17 protein-coding genes are annotated in these 15,023 nt (G+C 72.9%); 14 read left to right on the top strand and 3 right to left on the bottom strand.

Going from position 1 to position 15,023, the window contains the following annotated elements; genetic code table 11:
• Positions 1 to 3: 3 nt before the first annotated feature.
• The gene (locus tag ABZ738_RS18725) at positions 4 to 693 is read right to left on the bottom strand and encodes a TetR/AcrR family transcriptional regulator C-terminal domain-containing protein (RefSeq protein ID WP_357214641.1); all 690 of its coding nucleotides are present in this window, start codon (positions 691 to 693) and stop codon (positions 4 to 6) included.
• Between the two features lie 125 nt (positions 694 to 818).
• Between ABZ738_RS18725 and ABZ738_RS18720 the strand changes: the two genes are divergently transcribed.
• Together ABZ738_RS18720 and ABZ738_RS18715 are read left to right on the top strand one after the other, a co-directional pair.
• On the top strand, positions 819 to 1,517 hold the full coding sequence (locus ABZ738_RS18720; RefSeq protein WP_357214638.1) for a DUF4386 domain-containing protein: 699 nt from the start codon (positions 819 to 821) through the stop codon (positions 1,515 to 1,517).
• A gap of 145 nt (positions 1,518 to 1,662) precedes the next feature.
• The gene (locus ABZ738_RS18715; RefSeq protein ID WP_357214635.1) at positions 1,663 to 2,115 is read left to right on the top strand and encodes a hypothetical protein; all 453 of its coding nucleotides are present in this window, start codon (positions 1,663 to 1,665) and stop codon (positions 2,113 to 2,115) included.
• A 61-nt stretch (positions 2,116 to 2,176) separates the two neighbouring features.
• Here ABZ738_RS18715 and ABZ738_RS18710 read toward each other — a convergent pair whose 3' ends face one another.
• Together ABZ738_RS18710 and ABZ738_RS18705 are read right to left on the bottom strand one after the other, a co-directional pair.
• Positions 2,177 to 4,561, bottom strand: a complete 2,385-nt coding sequence (locus ABZ738_RS18710) for a glycosyl hydrolase family 65 protein (RefSeq protein ID WP_357214632.1) — start codon at positions 4,559 to 4,561, stop codon at positions 2,177 to 2,179.
• Between the two features lie 58 nt (positions 4,562 to 4,619).
• Positions 4,620 to 5,297 carry an A24 family peptidase gene (locus ABZ738_RS18705; RefSeq protein ID WP_357214768.1) on the bottom strand — a complete coding sequence of 226 codons (678 nt, stop codon included), beginning with the start codon at positions 5,295 to 5,297 and terminating at the stop codon, positions 4,620 to 4,622.
• 728 nt (positions 5,298 to 6,025) lie between these two features.
• Here ABZ738_RS18705 and ABZ738_RS18700 point away from each other — a divergent pair.
• The 12 genes from ABZ738_RS18700 to ABZ738_RS18645 all read left to right on the top strand — a co-directional run bounded on the left by ABZ738_RS18700 (position 6,026) and on the right by ABZ738_RS18645 (position 15,023).
• Positions 6,026 to 6,598 carry a hypothetical protein gene (locus ABZ738_RS18700; protein ID WP_176092278.1) on the top strand — a complete coding sequence of 191 codons (573 nt, stop codon included), beginning with the start codon at positions 6,026 to 6,028 and terminating at the stop codon, positions 6,596 to 6,598.
• A gap of 95 nt (positions 6,599 to 6,693) precedes the next feature.
• The gene (locus ABZ738_RS18695; protein WP_357214765.1) at positions 6,694 to 7,581 is read left to right on the top strand and encodes a hypothetical protein; all 888 of its coding nucleotides are present in this window, start codon (positions 6,694 to 6,696) and stop codon (positions 7,579 to 7,581) included.
• A complete protein-coding gene (locus ABZ738_RS18690; protein ID WP_131056960.1) occupies positions 7,578 to 8,246 on the top strand; it encodes an SAF domain-containing protein in 669 nt (222 codons plus the stop codon). The genes ABZ738_RS18695 and ABZ738_RS18690 overlap by 4 nt, the downstream gene beginning before the upstream one ends.
• Before the next feature lie 2 nt (positions 8,247 to 8,248).
• A complete protein-coding gene (locus ABZ738_RS18685) occupies positions 8,249 to 9,049 on the top strand; it encodes a ParA family protein (RefSeq protein ID WP_131056961.1) in 801 nt (266 codons plus the stop codon).
• Positions 9,039 to 10,568, top strand: a complete 1,530-nt coding sequence (locus ABZ738_RS18680; RefSeq protein ID WP_357214627.1) for a CpaF/VirB11 family protein — start codon at positions 9,039 to 9,041, stop codon at positions 10,566 to 10,568. The genes ABZ738_RS18685 and ABZ738_RS18680 overlap by 11 nt, the downstream gene beginning before the upstream one ends.
• Positions 10,569 to 10,571: 3 nt before the next feature.
• Complete coding sequence (locus ABZ738_RS18675; RefSeq protein WP_131057675.1) at positions 10,572 to 11,474, top strand: type II secretion system F family protein; 903 nt, start codon at positions 10,572 to 10,574, stop codon at positions 11,472 to 11,474.
• Complete coding sequence (locus tag ABZ738_RS18670; RefSeq protein ID WP_176092276.1) at positions 11,471 to 12,334, top strand: type II secretion system F family protein; 864 nt, start codon at positions 11,471 to 11,473, stop codon at positions 12,332 to 12,334. Before ABZ738_RS18675 ends, ABZ738_RS18670 begins: the two co-directional genes overlap by 4 nt.
• 28 nt (positions 12,335 to 12,362) lie before the next feature.
• Positions 12,363 to 12,590, top strand: a complete 228-nt coding sequence (locus ABZ738_RS18665; protein WP_131054672.1) for a hypothetical protein — start codon at positions 12,363 to 12,365, stop codon at positions 12,588 to 12,590.
• 32 nt (positions 12,591 to 12,622) lie between these two features.
• Entirely contained in the window at positions 12,623 to 13,033 is a 411-nt protein-coding gene (locus ABZ738_RS18660) for a TadE family protein (protein WP_131054671.1), read from the top strand.
• Positions 13,018 to 13,482: a TadE/TadG family type IV pilus assembly protein gene (locus tag ABZ738_RS18655; RefSeq protein WP_131054670.1), complete on the top strand. Its 465-nt coding sequence runs from the start codon at positions 13,018 to 13,020 to the stop codon at positions 13,480 to 13,482. Before ABZ738_RS18660 ends, ABZ738_RS18655 begins: the two co-directional genes overlap by 16 nt.
• Positions 13,479 to 13,904, top strand: a complete 426-nt coding sequence (locus ABZ738_RS18650) for a pilus assembly protein TadG-related protein (RefSeq protein WP_131054669.1) — start codon at positions 13,479 to 13,481, stop codon at positions 13,902 to 13,904. The genes ABZ738_RS18655 and ABZ738_RS18650 overlap by 4 nt, the downstream gene beginning before the upstream one ends.
• A 15-nt stretch (positions 13,905 to 13,919) precedes the next feature.
• Positions 13,920 to 15,023, top strand: coding sequence for a LysM domain-containing protein (locus ABZ738_RS18645; RefSeq protein ID WP_131054668.1), 1,104 nt, complete (start codon positions 13,920 to 13,922; stop codon positions 15,021 to 15,023).

Raw genomic sequence — 15,023 nt, 5'->3', positions numbered from 1 at the left:
GCGTCACCCCCGGGCGCGTGCGAGACCGTCGAAGAGCAGATCGAGGGTGAACTCGAACTCGACCTGACTGTCGCACCAGCCGAGCGTCGGATCGTCCGCGTCGTGCGCCTCGGCCGCCACCATCGCCGTCAGGTGGGGCAACCGCTCCGCCATCGCGGCCATCTCCGCTTCGGCGACGTCGACGTCCATCGCGCCACCGGCCGCCGCCGGGCGGAACACCTCCTGGGCGAAGCCGAGCGCGAGGCTGCCGAACGCGTGCAGGGCACGGTGGGCGATGCGGTACGAGAATCCGCCGTCGCGCAACGTCGCGATGATCTGGTCGTAGTAGGCGTACACCCCGGACGGCACGGTCGGGCGGGAGCCGAGCAGGCCGGGCGCCCACGGGTGGCGCAGCATCACCGCGCGGGCGGCGAGGAAGCGCTGTCGCAGACGCGTACGCCAGTCGTCGCCGGCCACGGTCGCGTCGGCGCCCTCCACCGCGGCCTCGATCTCGGCGATGACCGCCTCCACCAGGCCGTCGAGCAGACCCTCCTTGCCCGGCAGGTGGTAATAGAGCGACATCGCCTCGACGCCGAGCCCGGCGGCCAGGCGACGCATCGTCAGCGCCGCCAATCCCTCCGCGTCCACCAGCGCGATCGCCGCCGCGAGGGCGCGCTCACGGCTCAGCGGCTCCCGAGGTCTTCTCGCTCTCATCCAGCCCCCACTTCCCTTTACCTTACATCGTATGGTTGCCTTACGCCGTAAGGCACCGTTCTCTCGACTGCCTTCCCCGAACCCCGCACCGCCCGCGCCGACACGCGTCCCGAAGGAGCCCTCCCATGCATCCGCTGATCCGCACCGCCCGCGCGACCGGGTTGTTCTACCTCAGCCTCGCCATCGCCGGCGCACTGGGTTTCCTGACCGTCCGGCCCCGGATCTTCGCCGCCGGTGACGCCGACGCGACCCTGGCCCACCTGGTCGGCAACGAATCCCTCGCCCGCGTCGGGATCGCCCTCGAACTGCTCGCGGTGCTCGCCCAGACGTTCACCGCCGTCTGGTTCTACCGCCTGTTCCGCACCGTCGACACCACCGGCGCCGGCAGCATCGCCGCGTTCGGCATGGTCAACGCCGTCGCGATCCTGGGCAGCGCGGCGATGCTCGCGACCGCCGTCGAGGTGGCCACCGATCCGTTCGGCGACGCCGCGCACACCGTGCAACTGCTGTACCTGCTCAGTGGTCACCTCTGGACGGTGGGCGGGATCTTCTTCGGCCTCTGGCTCATCCCGATGGGCTGGTGTGTGCTCCGCTCCGGCTGGCTGCCCCGCGCCCTCGGCTGGACCCTCGTCGTCGGAGGCGTCGGCTACGTGCTCAACGCGTTCGCCGCCTACCTCGTACCCGGTGCCGGGCTCCTCGCCGACCTGCTCGTCGTCCCGGCGACCGTGGGCGAGTTCTGGATCCTCGGCTACCTGATCGTCCGGGGCGTACGGCGGTCGGCGCTGTCCGAACCGGCGCAGGTCGCCGCCGTCACGCCCGCCTGAAAGCGCCATCTGCTCGGCGGACGCGGACGTCCGGCCGGCGGCGCGCCGACGCGCGGACCGGCCGGGCCGCCGTGTCGTTGATCCGGTTGTGCCCGCCGCCCGCCGGCCACCACGGTGGGGGCGCCGACGACCGGAAGGGACGCCGATGACCAGTGAACGCGAGACCGTGGAGGTCGACCCCACGTTGTTCCAGGCCGTCTACGACTCACCCGCGTCGCTGCCCGGCCGGCACCGGTGGACCACCCCGGAAGCCGACGTCCGACGGATCGAGAAGCTGCTCGGCATGCCGCCGCGCACCATCGGCGCACCGCTCTGGGTCAGCGGCGACCACCCGGACTGTCCCACCTGCGGTCGCCGGATCACCTGGTACGACATCGTCGCCTCGGCGCTGAAGGGCGTCCACGATCCGGCGATGATCGCCACCGTGATCCTCGGCGACCGTCGGTACGTCAACACCGGCCTGCCTGCCGCCATCGCCGGCGTCCGCTGCACCGACTGCCGCTCGCCGATCGACGGACTACGCAGCTTCAAGTGCCACAACTGGGCGTACGCCTTCGACGAGCTGGCCGCCGTACGGCAGCGCATGACCGGCATGTAAGGAGGGGTCCCCTGCTAACGCCTCGTGCATTGCAGGGGACCCCTCCTTACCTCGGTGCGCCTCAGTCGGCGGCGGCGCGGCGGGCGGGTCGGCGGCCCGGAGGTGCGGTCGGCTCGTCGCCGAAGTCGGGCACCGTCGGCATCGGCCGGCGGGCCGGGGAACCGGCGACCACCCGCACCTGCTCGCCGTGGTGCCACAGCTCGACGGCGGCGTCGGCGGGAGCGTCGGGCAACTCGTAGCGGGCCTCGTCGGCGGTGAGGGTGACCAGCAGCCGGTGCCCGTGCCAGCAGAGGCTGAACGCGAGCCGGTCGATCCGGTCCGGCAGCCGGGGATCGAACGAGAGCAGCTCGCGGTCGTCGCGCATGCCGCCGAAGCCCTGCACCAGGGCCAGCCACGAGCCGCCCAGCGACGCCAGGTGCAATCCGTCACCCGTCTTGTCGCCGATGTCCAACAGGTCCTGCAACACCGACTCGGCGAACAGGTCGTACGCCAGGTCGAGGTGACCCAGTTCGGCGGCGAGCACCGCCTGCGGCGCGGCGGACAGCGACGAGTCCCGGACCGTACGCGCCTCGTAGTAGGCGAAGTTGGCCGCCTTCTCCTCGGCGGTGAACTCCCCGGGGCAGCGCAGCATGGCCAGCACCAGGTCGGCCTGCTTGACCACCTGGCGACGGTACAGCTCCAGGTAGGGGAAGCTCAGCAGCAGCGGATAGTCGTCGTCGCCGGTGTCGTCGAAGTTCCACTCCGGTTGGGTGGTGAAGCCGGCGGCCTGCTGGTGCACCCCGCGCTTGGCGTCGTACGGCAGCACCATCGCGTCGGCCGCCGCCCGCCAAGCAGCCACCTCGGACGGGTCCACCCCCAGCCGATCGGCCGCCTCCGGATAGCGCTCGACGGCGTCCGCCGCACCGCGCATGTTCCGCCGGGCCATCAGGTTGGTGAAGGCGTTGTCGTCGACGAGTGCGGCGTACTCGTCCGGGCCGGTGACGCCGTAGACGTGGAAGCCGCCGTCGTCGGTGAAGTGTCCGAAACCCTGCCACAGCCGGGCGCTCTCCACCAGCAGTTCCAGCCCGGCTCCGGCCCGGAACTCCTCGTCGCCGGTGGCAGCGGCGTGACGCAGCACCGCGTCGGCGATGTCGGCGTTGACGTGCAGCCCGGCGGTGCCGGCCGGCCAGTAGCCGGAGCACTCCTCGCCGCCGATGGTCCGCCACGGGAAGGTGGCGCCGGTCAGCCGCAGCTCCGCCGCGCGTTCCCGTGCCTGGGGCAGGTGCGCGTACCGCCAGAGCAGGGCCGAGCGGGCCACTCCGGGGGCGACGTACGTCAGCACCGGCAGCACGTACTGCTCGGTGTCCCAGAGCACGTGTCCGTCGTACCCGTTGCCGGTCAGCCCCTTGGCCGGGATGCTCAACGCACCGTCCGGCCGGCCCGCCTGGATCAGGTGGAACATGGCGAACCGGATGGCCTGTTGCAGCTCCTCGTCGCCGTCGAGCACCACGTCGGCGGTCTGCCACGCGGTGTCGAGGGCGGCCCGCTGGTCGGCGAGCAGGCTGTCGAAGCCCGCCGCACGGGCGGCGTCCGCCTCGGCGGTCACCTGGTCGGCGAGTTCCTCGGCGTCGGTGCCGTCGACCGGCACCCACTCGTACGCCGCGTACTTGGTGAGGCGTACCCGCCCACCGGGCGCGACCGTCCCGGTGAGGGTGAGCCGGATCCGGTCCTCGGTGGCGTCGGTGCTGGTGGCGATCTCGTCGGGGGCTGACAACCGGTGTGCCACGGCGACGGCGATCCGCTGGTCACTCTGCTCGGTGCGGTGCACCAGGACGCCGTCGGTGCCGTCGGCGTGGTGATGCTCGGCGACCAGCGGGTCGTGGATGGTCGCCGCGGCCCGGGGGTCGTCGTCGCGTTCCGGAACCCGCTCGTTGGCCAGCAGGTCCGCGCAGATCCGCAGTTCGACCGCCTCGTCCAGAGGTTCCACCGTCCAGTCGAGGGCGGCCACCCGGCGACGTGGCAGCGACACCAGCCGGGTGCTGCGGACCCGCACCCCGTGCCCGGCGCGCGAGGTCCACTCGGTGACCCGCTCCACCACCCCGGCCCGCAGGTCGAGCACCTGCTCGTGGGAGCGCAGCGTGCCGGTGCGGACGTCCAGCGGTTCACCGCCGACCCAGAGCCGGACGAGAGTGGCGTTCGGCACGCTGACCAGCGTGTCGCTGAGCTGCGGAAAGGCGTACCCGTCCTCGGGGTAGTCGAGCGCCCGCCGCTCGTGGAACCCGTTGAGGTAGCTGCCCGGCATCTCGCAGGGGTCGCCCTCGTCCAGGGTCCCGCGCCAGCCGACCCAGCCGTTGCTCAACGCGAAGATCGATTCGGTCTCGCCGAGCCGGTCGAGGTCGTCCTGGGTACGGACGATCCGCCACCGGCCGTCCGGTGCCGATGACGGCCGGTCGGGGGTGCTCTGCACAGCGCCTCCTGGGGTGCGACGACGAGCCCTGCGGACCGTCATTTCCCCACCGGCCCACTCACCACACCAGCAGCAGCGCCCCCAGTGTGCCGAGCACCAGGTACGGCCCGAACGGCAGGTGGCTCGACCAGCGGGCCCGGCCGCTGACCAGCAGGACCAACGCCACCAGGCCGGAGAGGACCAGCGCGAGCAGCAGTCCCGTCACGAGCAGGCTCCAGCCGTACCAGCCGAGCAACGCGCCCGCGCCGAGCGCCAGCTTGGCGTCGCCGATGCCGAATCCGCGTGCACCGAGCAGCAGCGTGGTGGCCGCGAAGAAGAGGGCCAGCCCGAGCCCGGCGGCGGTGGCGCGCCACCAGGGCGCGACCCCGGCACCGGTCAGCGCGGCGAGGCCGAGCAGCAGCCAGGTGCCGGCGGCGGCCGGCCAGGTGAGCCGGTCCGGCAGCCGGTGCACCGCGAGGTCGACGAAGACCAGGGGGATCGCGAAGGCGAGCCACCACGCGGCGGCAGCCAGTTCGGCGACCGGTGGGCGGGTCAGCAGCAGGGCGAGGACGCCCACGGCGGCCAACTCGACGGTGCCCGGTGGCGCGCCGACCCGCACGCGGCATCCGGCGCAGCGGGCGGTCGGTCCGAGCGCAGGCCACGGCCGGGCCAGGCTGATCGGGGCACCGCAGGCGTCGCAGCCGGCCCGGCTACCGACCTCGGCGGGTACGGCGAAGCGCGCGATCGCGTACCGCATCAGTGGGGTGATCGCCAGCGCGGCCAGGAGGCGCGGGCCCGGCCGGCGGGTGGTGGAGGCGTCCGACGGTGGCCGGTGGTCGGCCGGTGCCCGGTCGCGGACCGGCGGGCTCGGGTCGTGCCGGCTCATGCGGCAGACTGCCCGGTCGAGCCCACCACGGACCGTAGTGTGTCCACTCGGATCGGGTGGTGGCACGAATGTCGGGCCGGGACTCCTCCGGCTCTCGCGGAGTGTCGGCCGAAACGCGCCGGAGAGACTGATGCAATTCCCATGGAATGCAATTGGCGCGAACCCGAGTCCGATATGACCGGGGACAGATCGGACCACATGCCATTTCCCGCCATATGACGAACGGCTGATCGACCGCTCCACGAACGACGGAACGGCGTGGCCGATCGCCCGCGCCCGGCCGACGCTCCGCGCGTCGCGACCGACGCCCGCAACCTACCGGTAACCACCCGACACCACCACCATCCATGACTCAGCGTGTTCGGTTGAATTGCCTCTGTCGCATCGGCCGGCATCAGCTTATGCTCGCCCCTTGGACGCGGCGCAACCCATGTCCACGGGGGCATCACCAGCCAGGCAGTGCATTTCTAGAGATCCAAACAGGTAAATGCGGCTGCGATTCGGGCGGGACCGGGGAACGCCCCTCCGGTCGCACTACCGCACGCCTGGGAAACGCCGGCGACGGCGGTCGCCGGATCAGCACCGAGGAGGGCACGAAGGTGCGAGCACGGCAGCTCAGTCGCTGGACGGCCGGTCTGGTCGCGGTGGCGGCAGTCGGCACGACCACCGCCTGCGGTGGCGCTCAGGAAGCGACCACCGCGACAGCGTCCGAGCGACGCGGGACACCGACCGACGCGCAACGGGTGGCCGAGGAGAAGGCCGCCGAGAAGGCTGCGCTGGCGGCCTACACCGGCTATCTCACCGCCTCCCGTACGGCGAGCCGGCACAGCGACCCGCAGCACCCGGAGTTGACCCGCTTCCTCGGTGACCCGCTGCTGACCCGGGTCCGGCTGAGTCTGCGCAAGGCCCGCGACAACGATGCGGTCAGCGTCGGCACGATCCGCTCCGATCCGACGGTGATCTCGGTCAACCTGGACGCCGCACCACCCACCGTGGAGATTCAGGACTGCCTCGACGCGACCGGCTACCGGCTGGTCTACCGCTCCGACGGGAAGAAGACGGTGCCCGGGACCCGGGGCTCCCGGCACCTGGCCACCGCCACCGCGATGCGCTACCCCGACGGTCGCTGGCTGATCAGCGCCGGTGCCGCCCACCGGGACCAGCCGTGCTGACCGCGCGAGTCGGCAGGAGCCGCCGAACCCGGAAGTCCGTCGGGCTTACGCAGTCCCCTGGTCGGCTGGTCCGCCGCGCGCTGCTCGGCAGCGCCCTGGCCCTGCTGCTGACCACCGGGCCGGGGGTGCCGGCGCACGCCGACCCCGGTGCCGAGTGCCCGCCCGCCCAGCCGAACTGCAACGTCTGGGACGACGACCCCGGCACCCCCGGCAACGGTGGCAACAACGGCGGCGGCAACAACGGCGGCGGCAACAACGGCGGCGGCAACAACGGGGGCGGTGGCAGTGGCGTCTGCCAGTGGAACGGACGCACCATCCCCTGCTACGACGACGATCTGGGCTGGTTCAACAGCAACGACGGTTGCTACTACAAGCTCGCGGAGCCGCAGCCGGAGGCCGACGAGGGGTACCTGTGGTACACCCGCGCCTGCAACGGCGGTGACCTCGGCTCGGTGGAGACCGTCCAACTGCCGGAGGCGCCACCCGGCTTCGGGGCCCCGCCGGACCCGGAGGAGTTGGCCCGCCGGGCGTTCGCCTCGATCAGCCTCGTCGCTCCCCGGGCCAGGGTCGCCCCCCGTAAGAGCATCGGCCCCGGCCTGGTCGGCCTGCCGGTCTGGATGTGGGCGGAACGCGGCCCCAACCAGTTCGGCCCGCTGACCGCCTCCGCCTCGGACCGGGGCCTGACGGTGAACATCCGCGCCGAGGTCGACAGGGTCGTCTGGGACATGGGCAACGGCGTCGAGGTCACCTGCAAGGGCCCGGGTACCGCGTACGACCGGGGCGGCCGGCACGCCGGCCAGCAGTCCCCCGACTGCGGCTACCACAGCGGCTACCCGAGAGCCGACACGTACGAGGTGCAGGCGACGACGCACTGGAACGTCACGTGGCAAGGCGGCGACCGGAGCGGCACCATCCCCGGCGTCACCCGCACCACCGGTGTGGTCGAGATCCAGATCAACGAGCTTCAGGTGGTGACCCGATGAGCGTGGCGACCCGCAACGGCAACCCTTCGGTGGACGCGCCGGTCGCCCCACCCCGGGTGGTCCGGCAGCGCCGGGTACGCCCCGGCCTGCTCGGCCTGGCCGTCCTGCTGATCGCCCTCGGCGGGCTGGGTTCGGCCTTCGCGATCACCTCGGTCCGCGCCACGGGCAGTTACCTGGCCGTGGCGCAGACCGTCGAGGTGGGCAGCGTGATCGGCGCGGACGACCTGGTGGCCGTGCAGGTGGCCGGTGGACAGGGGCTCGACCCGGTGCCGTCCGGCCGGCTCGCCGAGGTGATCGGGATGCGGGCCGCCGTCTCGCTCGCCCCGGGGACGCTGCTGACCATGGCCCAGCTCACCGACGACCCGCTGCTCGGCCCCGGGCAGCAGCAGCTCGCCCTCGGGCTGCGCGCGGCCCAGGTCCCCGCGCCGAAGCTCCGTCCCGGCGATCAGGTCCTGCTGGTGAGCACCCCGAACAACGATGGCAACAGCAGCGGCGGCTCGTCGTCGAGCGCCACCCGGTTCACCGCCACCGTCACCGACGCGGTCAGCACCGAGGGCCGGGACGAGGTCGTGGTCTATCTGGCACTCGCCGTTCGGGACGTACCGGCGGTGGTGGCGCTGGCCGCCCAGGATCGGATCGCGGTCGTGCTGACCAAGGCGGCCTGAGCATGGCGATCATCGCGCTGGTCTCGGCCAAGGGCTCGCCGGGGGTGACCACCACCGCGTTGGCCTGCGCGTTGAGCTGGCATCGACGGCTGGTGCTGGCCGAGTGCGACCCGGCCGGCGGCTCGGTGCTCGCCGGCTACCTCGGCGGTGCGCTCGACGGCCCCCGGGGCATCGGCGAACTGGCCGTCGGTGAGCTGCGCGACGGCAGCCTGGAGTCGACGTTCTGGTCGCAACTCGTCGACCTGGACGCACCCCGACGCGAGCGGCTGCTGCTGCCCGGCGTCGTCGACCCGGCCCAGGCCGGCAGCGTCATCCCGCTCTGGCAGCGGTTCGCCGACTACTTCGGCGGGCTGGAGCACGGCGACCCGCCGTACGACGTGCTGGTCGACTGTGGACGGCTGCACGTGGTCGGCACCCCGTGGCCGCTGCTGCGTGCCGCGTCGGTGGTGCTGGTGGTGAGCCGGGCACAACTGCCCGACCTCTCCGGCACCCGCGCGATGCTCCAGACCATCGAACGGGACTTCGCCGAACACCGGGTGCAGCCCGGCACGCTCCGGCTGCTGCTGGTCGGGGGTGGCCACGGCAAGACCGAGGTCAGCAAGGCGTTGCACACACCGGTCATCGCCCGGTTGCCGCACGATCCGCGTACCGCCGAGGTGCTCAGCCTGGGCGGCACCGTCCGGGCGTCCCGGCCGCTGCTGCGCGCGGCCCGGGGCCTCGAGGTGCCGGTCGGCGCGCTGCTGGAGCGGCGACGGGCCCGGTTGGCGTGGCCGGTGCCCCAGGGGGTGCCGGATGCGATTTGAGCCGGTCTCGTCGGACCCCCGCCGGTTACCACCCGGCGCCACCTCGATCGCGCCCCCGCTGCCGCCGGTCAACGGGCGGCAGCATCCGCCGACGCCACCGCCCGTCGCGCCGACGGCACCCGAGCCACCGCCCCGGCCCCGGGTGGACTTCCAGGTCGTCCGCGAGTTGCGCCGGGAGCTGAGCGAGCGGCTCACCCGCTGGCAGCGCGGCCGGGAGTTCAGCGTCGACGAGGAGGACACCGAGCGGGCTCGGCTCGCGGTCGAACTGGTCGCCGAGTACGCCGACTCGGTGCGCCGGGCCGGTACGCCGATGGCCGCGGGCGAGGAGCGGCTGCTGCTCGACCAGGTCACCGCCGAGCTGGCCGGGCTCGGTCGGCTCCAGACGCTGCTCGTCGACGACAGCATCGAGGAGGTCCACATCCTCGGCTGCGACCAGGTACGCGTCACCCGGCACGGCGGCGGCGTGGACTGGACCGACCCGATCGCGGACAGCGACGACGAGCTGGTGGAGATCCTCCAGGCAGCCGCCCGCCGGGCCGGTGCCACCGAGCGGTCGCTCTCCACCTCGAAGCCCACCCTGGACCTTCAACTGCCCGACGGCAGCCGGTTGGCCGCCGTGTTCCTGGTCAGCCACCGCCCGTACGCGGTCATCCGCAAGCACAACACGCTCGACGTGACCCTGGACGACCTGGCCGGGGCGCGGGGTGACCTGGACGAGATGGTCGACCCGCTGCTGCGGGACTTCCTCCGCGCGTCCATGCGCGCCGGACTGAACATCATGGTCGCCGGGCTGGCCGGTGCCGGTAAGACCACGGTCATCCGAGCGCTGATGAGCGAGATCCCGCAGGACGAGCCGTACGTGCTGCTGGAGGAGAGCCGGGAGTTGCTACCGGCCCGGCGCGGTCAGCGGCACCGTGCGGTGATGAGCTTCGAGGCGCGGGAGGGGCACGGCGAACGCGGGCCGGACGGCCGCCCGGCGGGCGAGGTGAGCATCGCCGACCTGATCCCGGTCTCGCTCCGGATGGGTGTGCTGCGGATCATCGTCGGCGAGGTGCGGTCCCGGGAGATCGTGCCGATGCTCCAGGCGATGACCACCAGCCGGGGGTCGATGTGCACGATCCACGCGCGTACCCCCGCTGGGGTGAGCGAGCGGATCATCGAGTTGGCGCTGGCGCACGGCCGCGAGATGACCGTCGACCAGGCCCGCCGGATGGCCGGCAACGCCCTCGACCTCATCGTCTATGTCAACGTGGAGGACGAGACCGGGATCGGTGGCCGCAAGCACCGGTTCGTGTCGCACGTCGAGGAGGTGCTCGGCGTCGGCGAGAGCAGCCGCATCACCACCACCCAGGTGTTCGGACCGGGCCCGGACGGCCGGGCCGTCCCCCGGCACCTGCCGGAACGGGTCCGCGGCCAACTGCTGCGGGTGGGCTACGACGCCCGGCTGCTCAGCCGCTGGATCGAGGCCGGCCAGGGCGCGTGGCGACGCCCCAAGCAGACCCGACTCGGGCGGCGGTGACCCGTGCTCGACAACATCCAACTCATCGCGGTGGTCTCCGGGGCGGCCTGTGTGGCCGGGCTGGTGCTCACGGTCGTCGCGCTGGTCGGCACGCGTCGCCCGCCCGGCCCGGCACCCGGCGCGGGCCCGGGACTCAGCCGGCTGTGGCGTGGCTCCGGCACCACGCTGCGCGAACAGCAGACCCATCAGGCGTTGCTGATCGGCGCGGTGGTCGCGGGCGCGCTGGCCTTCCTGGTGACCGGGCTACCGGTGGTCGGGCTGCTGGTCGCCGTGGCGGTGCCCGGTACGCCGTGGCTCTTCTCGGTCGGCCGGGCGGAACGGCGGGCGATCGCGCGGATCGAGGCGGTCGGCGAGTGGACCCGCCGCCTCAAGGACGTCTCCTCCACCGGGCAGGGTCTCCAGCAGGCGATCATCGGCACCGTCGGCACCGCACCGGAGGAGATCCAGGAGGAGATACGCCTGCTCGCCGCCCGGCTCCAGGCCGGGTGGCTGGCCCGCTCCGCCCTGCTGGCGTTCGCCGACGACATCGGCGACCCGGTCTGCGACCAGGTGGTGGCGGCGCTCATCCTGCACCTCACCGACCGGGGCGAACGCCTCGGCGACGTCCTCGGCTCGATCGCCGCGGCGGCGTCCGCCGAGGTCGCCACCAGACGCGAGATCGAGGCCAAGCGCACCCAACCCCGGTTCGCGGTCCGCTTCCTGACCGGGATGACCCTGGCCACCATCGGGTACGGGCTACTCAACCGCGAATACGTGCAGCCGTACGACACGCCGTTCGGCCAGGTGGTGATGGCGGTGCTCGGCGCTGCCTTCGTCGGCCTGCTGGCCTGGGTGCGCTCGATGAGTCAGCCGCCCCGACCGGCCCGCTTCCTGCCCGCCCCCGATCCCCGGGAGGTGGTGGCGTGAACCTGCACCTCACCATCGCGGTGCTCAGCGGTGCCGTGGTCGGGCTGGGCGTGTACCTGATCGTGCGCGAGCTGGTGCCGGCGACCCCGGCGCTCGGTCCGGCGCTGCGCCGACTGCACCAGCCGCCGGGCGCGACCCGGCTCGGTCCGGCCGACCGCCGGCTGGACTGGCTGACCGGGCTGGCCCGCTGGCTGCGCCCGCCGCACCGGCAACTGGCCCTGCTCGACCGCACCCCCGAGCAGTACGCCCTCTCCATGCTGCTGTCCGCGTTGATCGGGCTCGCCGCACCGGCCCTGCTCGGCTTCACGCTGTTGGCCGTGGGCGTCTCGCTGCCGCTGACCGTACCGGTGCTGGGCAGCCTCGGTCTGGCAGTGCTCTGCGCGCTGGTCGCGCACCGGTCGATGATCGCCCGCGCGGAGGCGGCCCGGGACGAGTTCCGGCAGGCGGTCTGTACCTACCTGGATCTGGTCGCGTTGCAGCTCTCCGCCGCGCATGGCCCGGTGCAGTCGTTGGAGCGGGCCGCCGCCATCTGTGAGGGCTGGGTCTTCGACCGGATCTCCGAGGCACTGCGCATGGCCCAGATGCAGATGCACTCGCCCTGGGACGAACTCCGCGGCCTCTCCGACCGGATCGGCATCCCCGAGCTGGGCGACGTCGGCGCGATCATGCGCTCGTCCGGCAGCGAGGGCGCCCAGGTGCACGAGACCCTGCGCAGCCGCGCCGACTCGCTGCGCGACCAGATCCGCACCGACAACCTGGCCCGGGCCGAGGGGGTGACCAGCCGGCTCGACATTCCCGGCGCGCTGCTGGTCTTCGTCCTGCTCGGCTTCGCCATCTATCCCTTCCTCGCCCGCCTTTAGCACTCGACCTCAACCGAAGGAGCCCCCGATGTCCGTCCTCACCGAACTGAACGCCGCGCTGGGCGTGCGGCTGACCCACGTACAGACCGCGCTGCGGGCGCGGCTTGTGTACCTGCGGGGGGACCGTGGCGACAGCCCCGTACCGACCGCCGTGATCATCTTCGGCCTGGTGACGGTGGCGTTGGCGGTCACGGCAGCGGCCCTGACCGCCGCCAACAACTGGATGGGCCGCATCCCCGGGCCGCCGGCACCGTGACGATGCGCCGCCGCCGCTACGCCGGGTGCCGGATGGTCACGGCCATCCGGCACCCTCGGCTGCCCGGTGACGGCGAACGCGGCGGCAACCCGGTGGAGCTGGCGGTGGCGCTACCGGCGATCCTGATCCTGCTGTTCGGCTCGATCCAGGTGGCCGCCGTCTTTGTCGCCAGGTCCACCGCGCTCAACGCGGCACAGAGCGGAGTCAACGCACAGCGGCTTCACCAGGCTCCGGCCGGGGCCGGCGAGGAACGCGCCGCGCGCTTCCTCACCCAGGCCGGTGGCTGGCTGGTCGACTGGGACGAACCAGGGCCGAGCTGCGTCACCTCGGCCACCGACGTGACGTGCACGGTGACCGGCCGCTCTCTGTCGGTGGTGCCGGGAGTCAGCTTCTCCATCGAAGAGACCGCACACGGGACGGCGGAACGATGGACCGCACCATGAGCCGGGGCTCGGTCTCGATCGAGGTGGCCGTCCTGGCACCCGCGTTCCTGGCCATGATGGTGCTGGCCGGAGTCGCCGGGCGTACCGCGGTGGCCAGCGAGGCACTGGAGGCGGCGGCACACGACGCCGCCCGCGCGGCCTCCATCTCCCGCGACGCCCGCACCGCCCGCACCGAGGCCCTCGACGCGGTCCGCAGCCAGCTCGACTGGAGGGGGTTGGCCTGCTCCGGCGAGCCGCAGGTGACCTTCAGCGGATCGGTCGACGGACGGTCCACCACCTTCGGTCAAGCCTTCAGCAGCTCCGTCGGGCAGGACGCCACGGTCACCGTGCAGATCGCTTGTACCGTCTCCTACCAGGACATCAGGATCTCCGTCCTGAGGATGCCGAGCGGAAACCGGGTCACCGCCTCGTTCACCTCGCCGTTGGACCGTTACCGGAGCCGGGGATGACGGCCGGGCGCGGGGACGCCGGGCGGGTGAGCATCTTCCTCGCCGTGGCGATGATCGGCGTGCTCGGCATCATCGGCATGGCGTTCGACGGCGCCGGTCAGCTCCGCACACTGCAACGCGCCGAGAACCTGGCCGCCGAGGCGGCCCGGACCGGTGGCCAGGCCATCGACCGGGCGACCGCCATCGAGGGCGGCCCGAAGCGCATCGACCAGACCGAGGCCCGCGCGGCCGTCGCGGACTACCTCGCCGCCGCCGGGGCCACCGGCCACGACGTGACCTTCCCGGTGGTCGACGGCGAGACCGTCATCCGGGTACGGGTGTCCGTCACCTACCGCCGGGCGATGCTCGGCCTCTTCGGCTTCTCCAACACCGTCACCGTCTCCGGTGAGGCGACCGCGCGGGCGCTGACCGGGGCTCCCTAGGGAAGGAAGGTAGCCATGGCCGCATCGGGTGGCACCGCCGTACGGCGGGTCGGTCGGGTGCTGACCGGATTCGGCGCACTGGTGGTGCTGATCGGCCTGCTGGTCGGCGGTCCGATCGCGTTGTTGGCGTTCGCCGGCAACCCTCTGCCGGACCACGTGCCCACACTCGCGGAGATCGGCACCACGCTGACCAGCCGGGACGACGGGCAACTCTTCCTGCGGGCGTTGGCGATCGTCGGCTGGTTCGGCTGGGCCAGCTTCGCGCTGTCGGTGCTCGTGGAGTTGGGCGCGCAGTCGCTGCGCCGCCCGGCGCCCCGGCTGCCCGGGATGGGTCGGCAGCAGCGGGCGGCGGCGGCCCTGGTCGGCTCGGTCGCGTTGATCATCGCCGCCAGCCCGGCGGCCACGGCCGCCACCACGGCCTACACCGCCCCCGCCTACTCGGCGCCGGCGGCGGCCACCGCGACGCTCGCCGGGCCGCCCACGGCGTACGAGCCGGTGTCCTCGGGGACGGAACGCGCGACCGCCGACGCGCCGGTATACAAGGTGGCGAAGGGCGACTACCTCGGCAAGGTCGCCGACCGTTACCTGGACGACTTCGAGGACTACCGGGAGTTGGCCGCGCTCAACAAGCTGCGGGACCCGGACCGGATCCGCCCCGGCCAACTGATCACGCTGCCGGCGAATGCGGACGACCAGGGTGCCCGGCCGCACGCGACCGGCCGGCTGGTCGGTGCGCAGGCCCGTCCCGCTCCCGAGCAGTCGCGTCCGACGCCGTCGAAGCCGACGCCGTCGAAGCCGGATGTGGAGCAGCCGGAGTCCGCCGCGCCCACGCCGCCCTCTCCCGCCGCCACGCCGCAGGGACGGCCGGCACCGCACGACGAGGCACCGGAGGGGCATCCGCCGGTGGTGACGGTGGGCGCGGCACGGGCCGGTGAACCGGACCGGGTGAACCGTCCGCTCGCCATCTCGGCGGTGCTCGCCGTGGCCAGCATCGTGGGGGCCCAGATCGGCGCGGTGCTCGGCCTACGGCGTCGCCCGGTGCCGGTGGCCGCCACCCGGCAGCCGGTCCGGAGCGGTCCGCCCGCCGAGCTGCCGGTCGGCCGTCACCGCAAGGACTGA

The organism is Micromonospora sp. NPDC047793, assembly GCF_040642635.1.
Taxonomy (GTDB): Bacteria; Actinomycetota; Actinomycetes; order Mycobacteriales; family Micromonosporaceae; genus Micromonospora.
This window is presented reverse-complemented; position numbering and strand designations above follow the sequence as displayed.

Coding starts and splice junctions, on each gene's coding strand:
- ABZ738_RS18725 (WP_357214641.1), bottom strand. CDS start 693: ATGAGAGCGAGAAGACCTCGGGAGCCGCTGAGCCGTGAGCGCGCCCTC.
- ABZ738_RS18720 (WP_357214638.1), top strand. CDS start 819: ATGCATCCGCTGATCCGCACCGCCCGCGCGACCGGGTTGTTCTACCTC.
- ABZ738_RS18715 (WP_357214635.1), top strand. CDS start 1,663: ATGACCAGTGAACGCGAGACCGTGGAGGTCGACCCCACGTTGTTCCAG.
- ABZ738_RS18705 (WP_357214768.1), bottom strand. CDS start 5,297: ATGCGGTACGCGATCGCGCGCTTCGCCGTACCCGCCGAGGTCGGTAGC.
- ABZ738_RS18690 (WP_131056960.1), top strand. CDS start 7,578: ATGAGCGTGGCGACCCGCAACGGCAACCCTTCGGTGGACGCGCCGGTC.
- ABZ738_RS18685 (WP_131056961.1), top strand. CDS start 8,249: ATGGCGATCATCGCGCTGGTCTCGGCCAAGGGCTCGCCGGGGGTGACC.
- ABZ738_RS18680 (WP_357214627.1), top strand. CDS start 9,039: ATGCGATTTGAGCCGGTCTCGTCGGACCCCCGCCGGTTACCACCCGGC.
- ABZ738_RS18665 (WP_131054672.1), top strand. CDS start 12,363: ATGTCCGTCCTCACCGAACTGAACGCCGCGCTGGGCGTGCGGCTGACC.
- ABZ738_RS18660 (WP_131054671.1), top strand. CDS start 12,623: ATGGTCACGGCCATCCGGCACCCTCGGCTGCCCGGTGACGGCGAACGC.
- ABZ738_RS18655 (WP_131054670.1), top strand. CDS start 13,018: ATGGACCGCACCATGAGCCGGGGCTCGGTCTCGATCGAGGTGGCCGTC.
- ABZ738_RS18650 (WP_131054669.1), top strand. CDS start 13,479: ATGACGGCCGGGCGCGGGGACGCCGGGCGGGTGAGCATCTTCCTCGCC.
- ABZ738_RS18645 (WP_131054668.1), top strand. CDS start 13,920: ATGGCCGCATCGGGTGGCACCGCCGTACGGCGGGTCGGTCGGGTGCTG.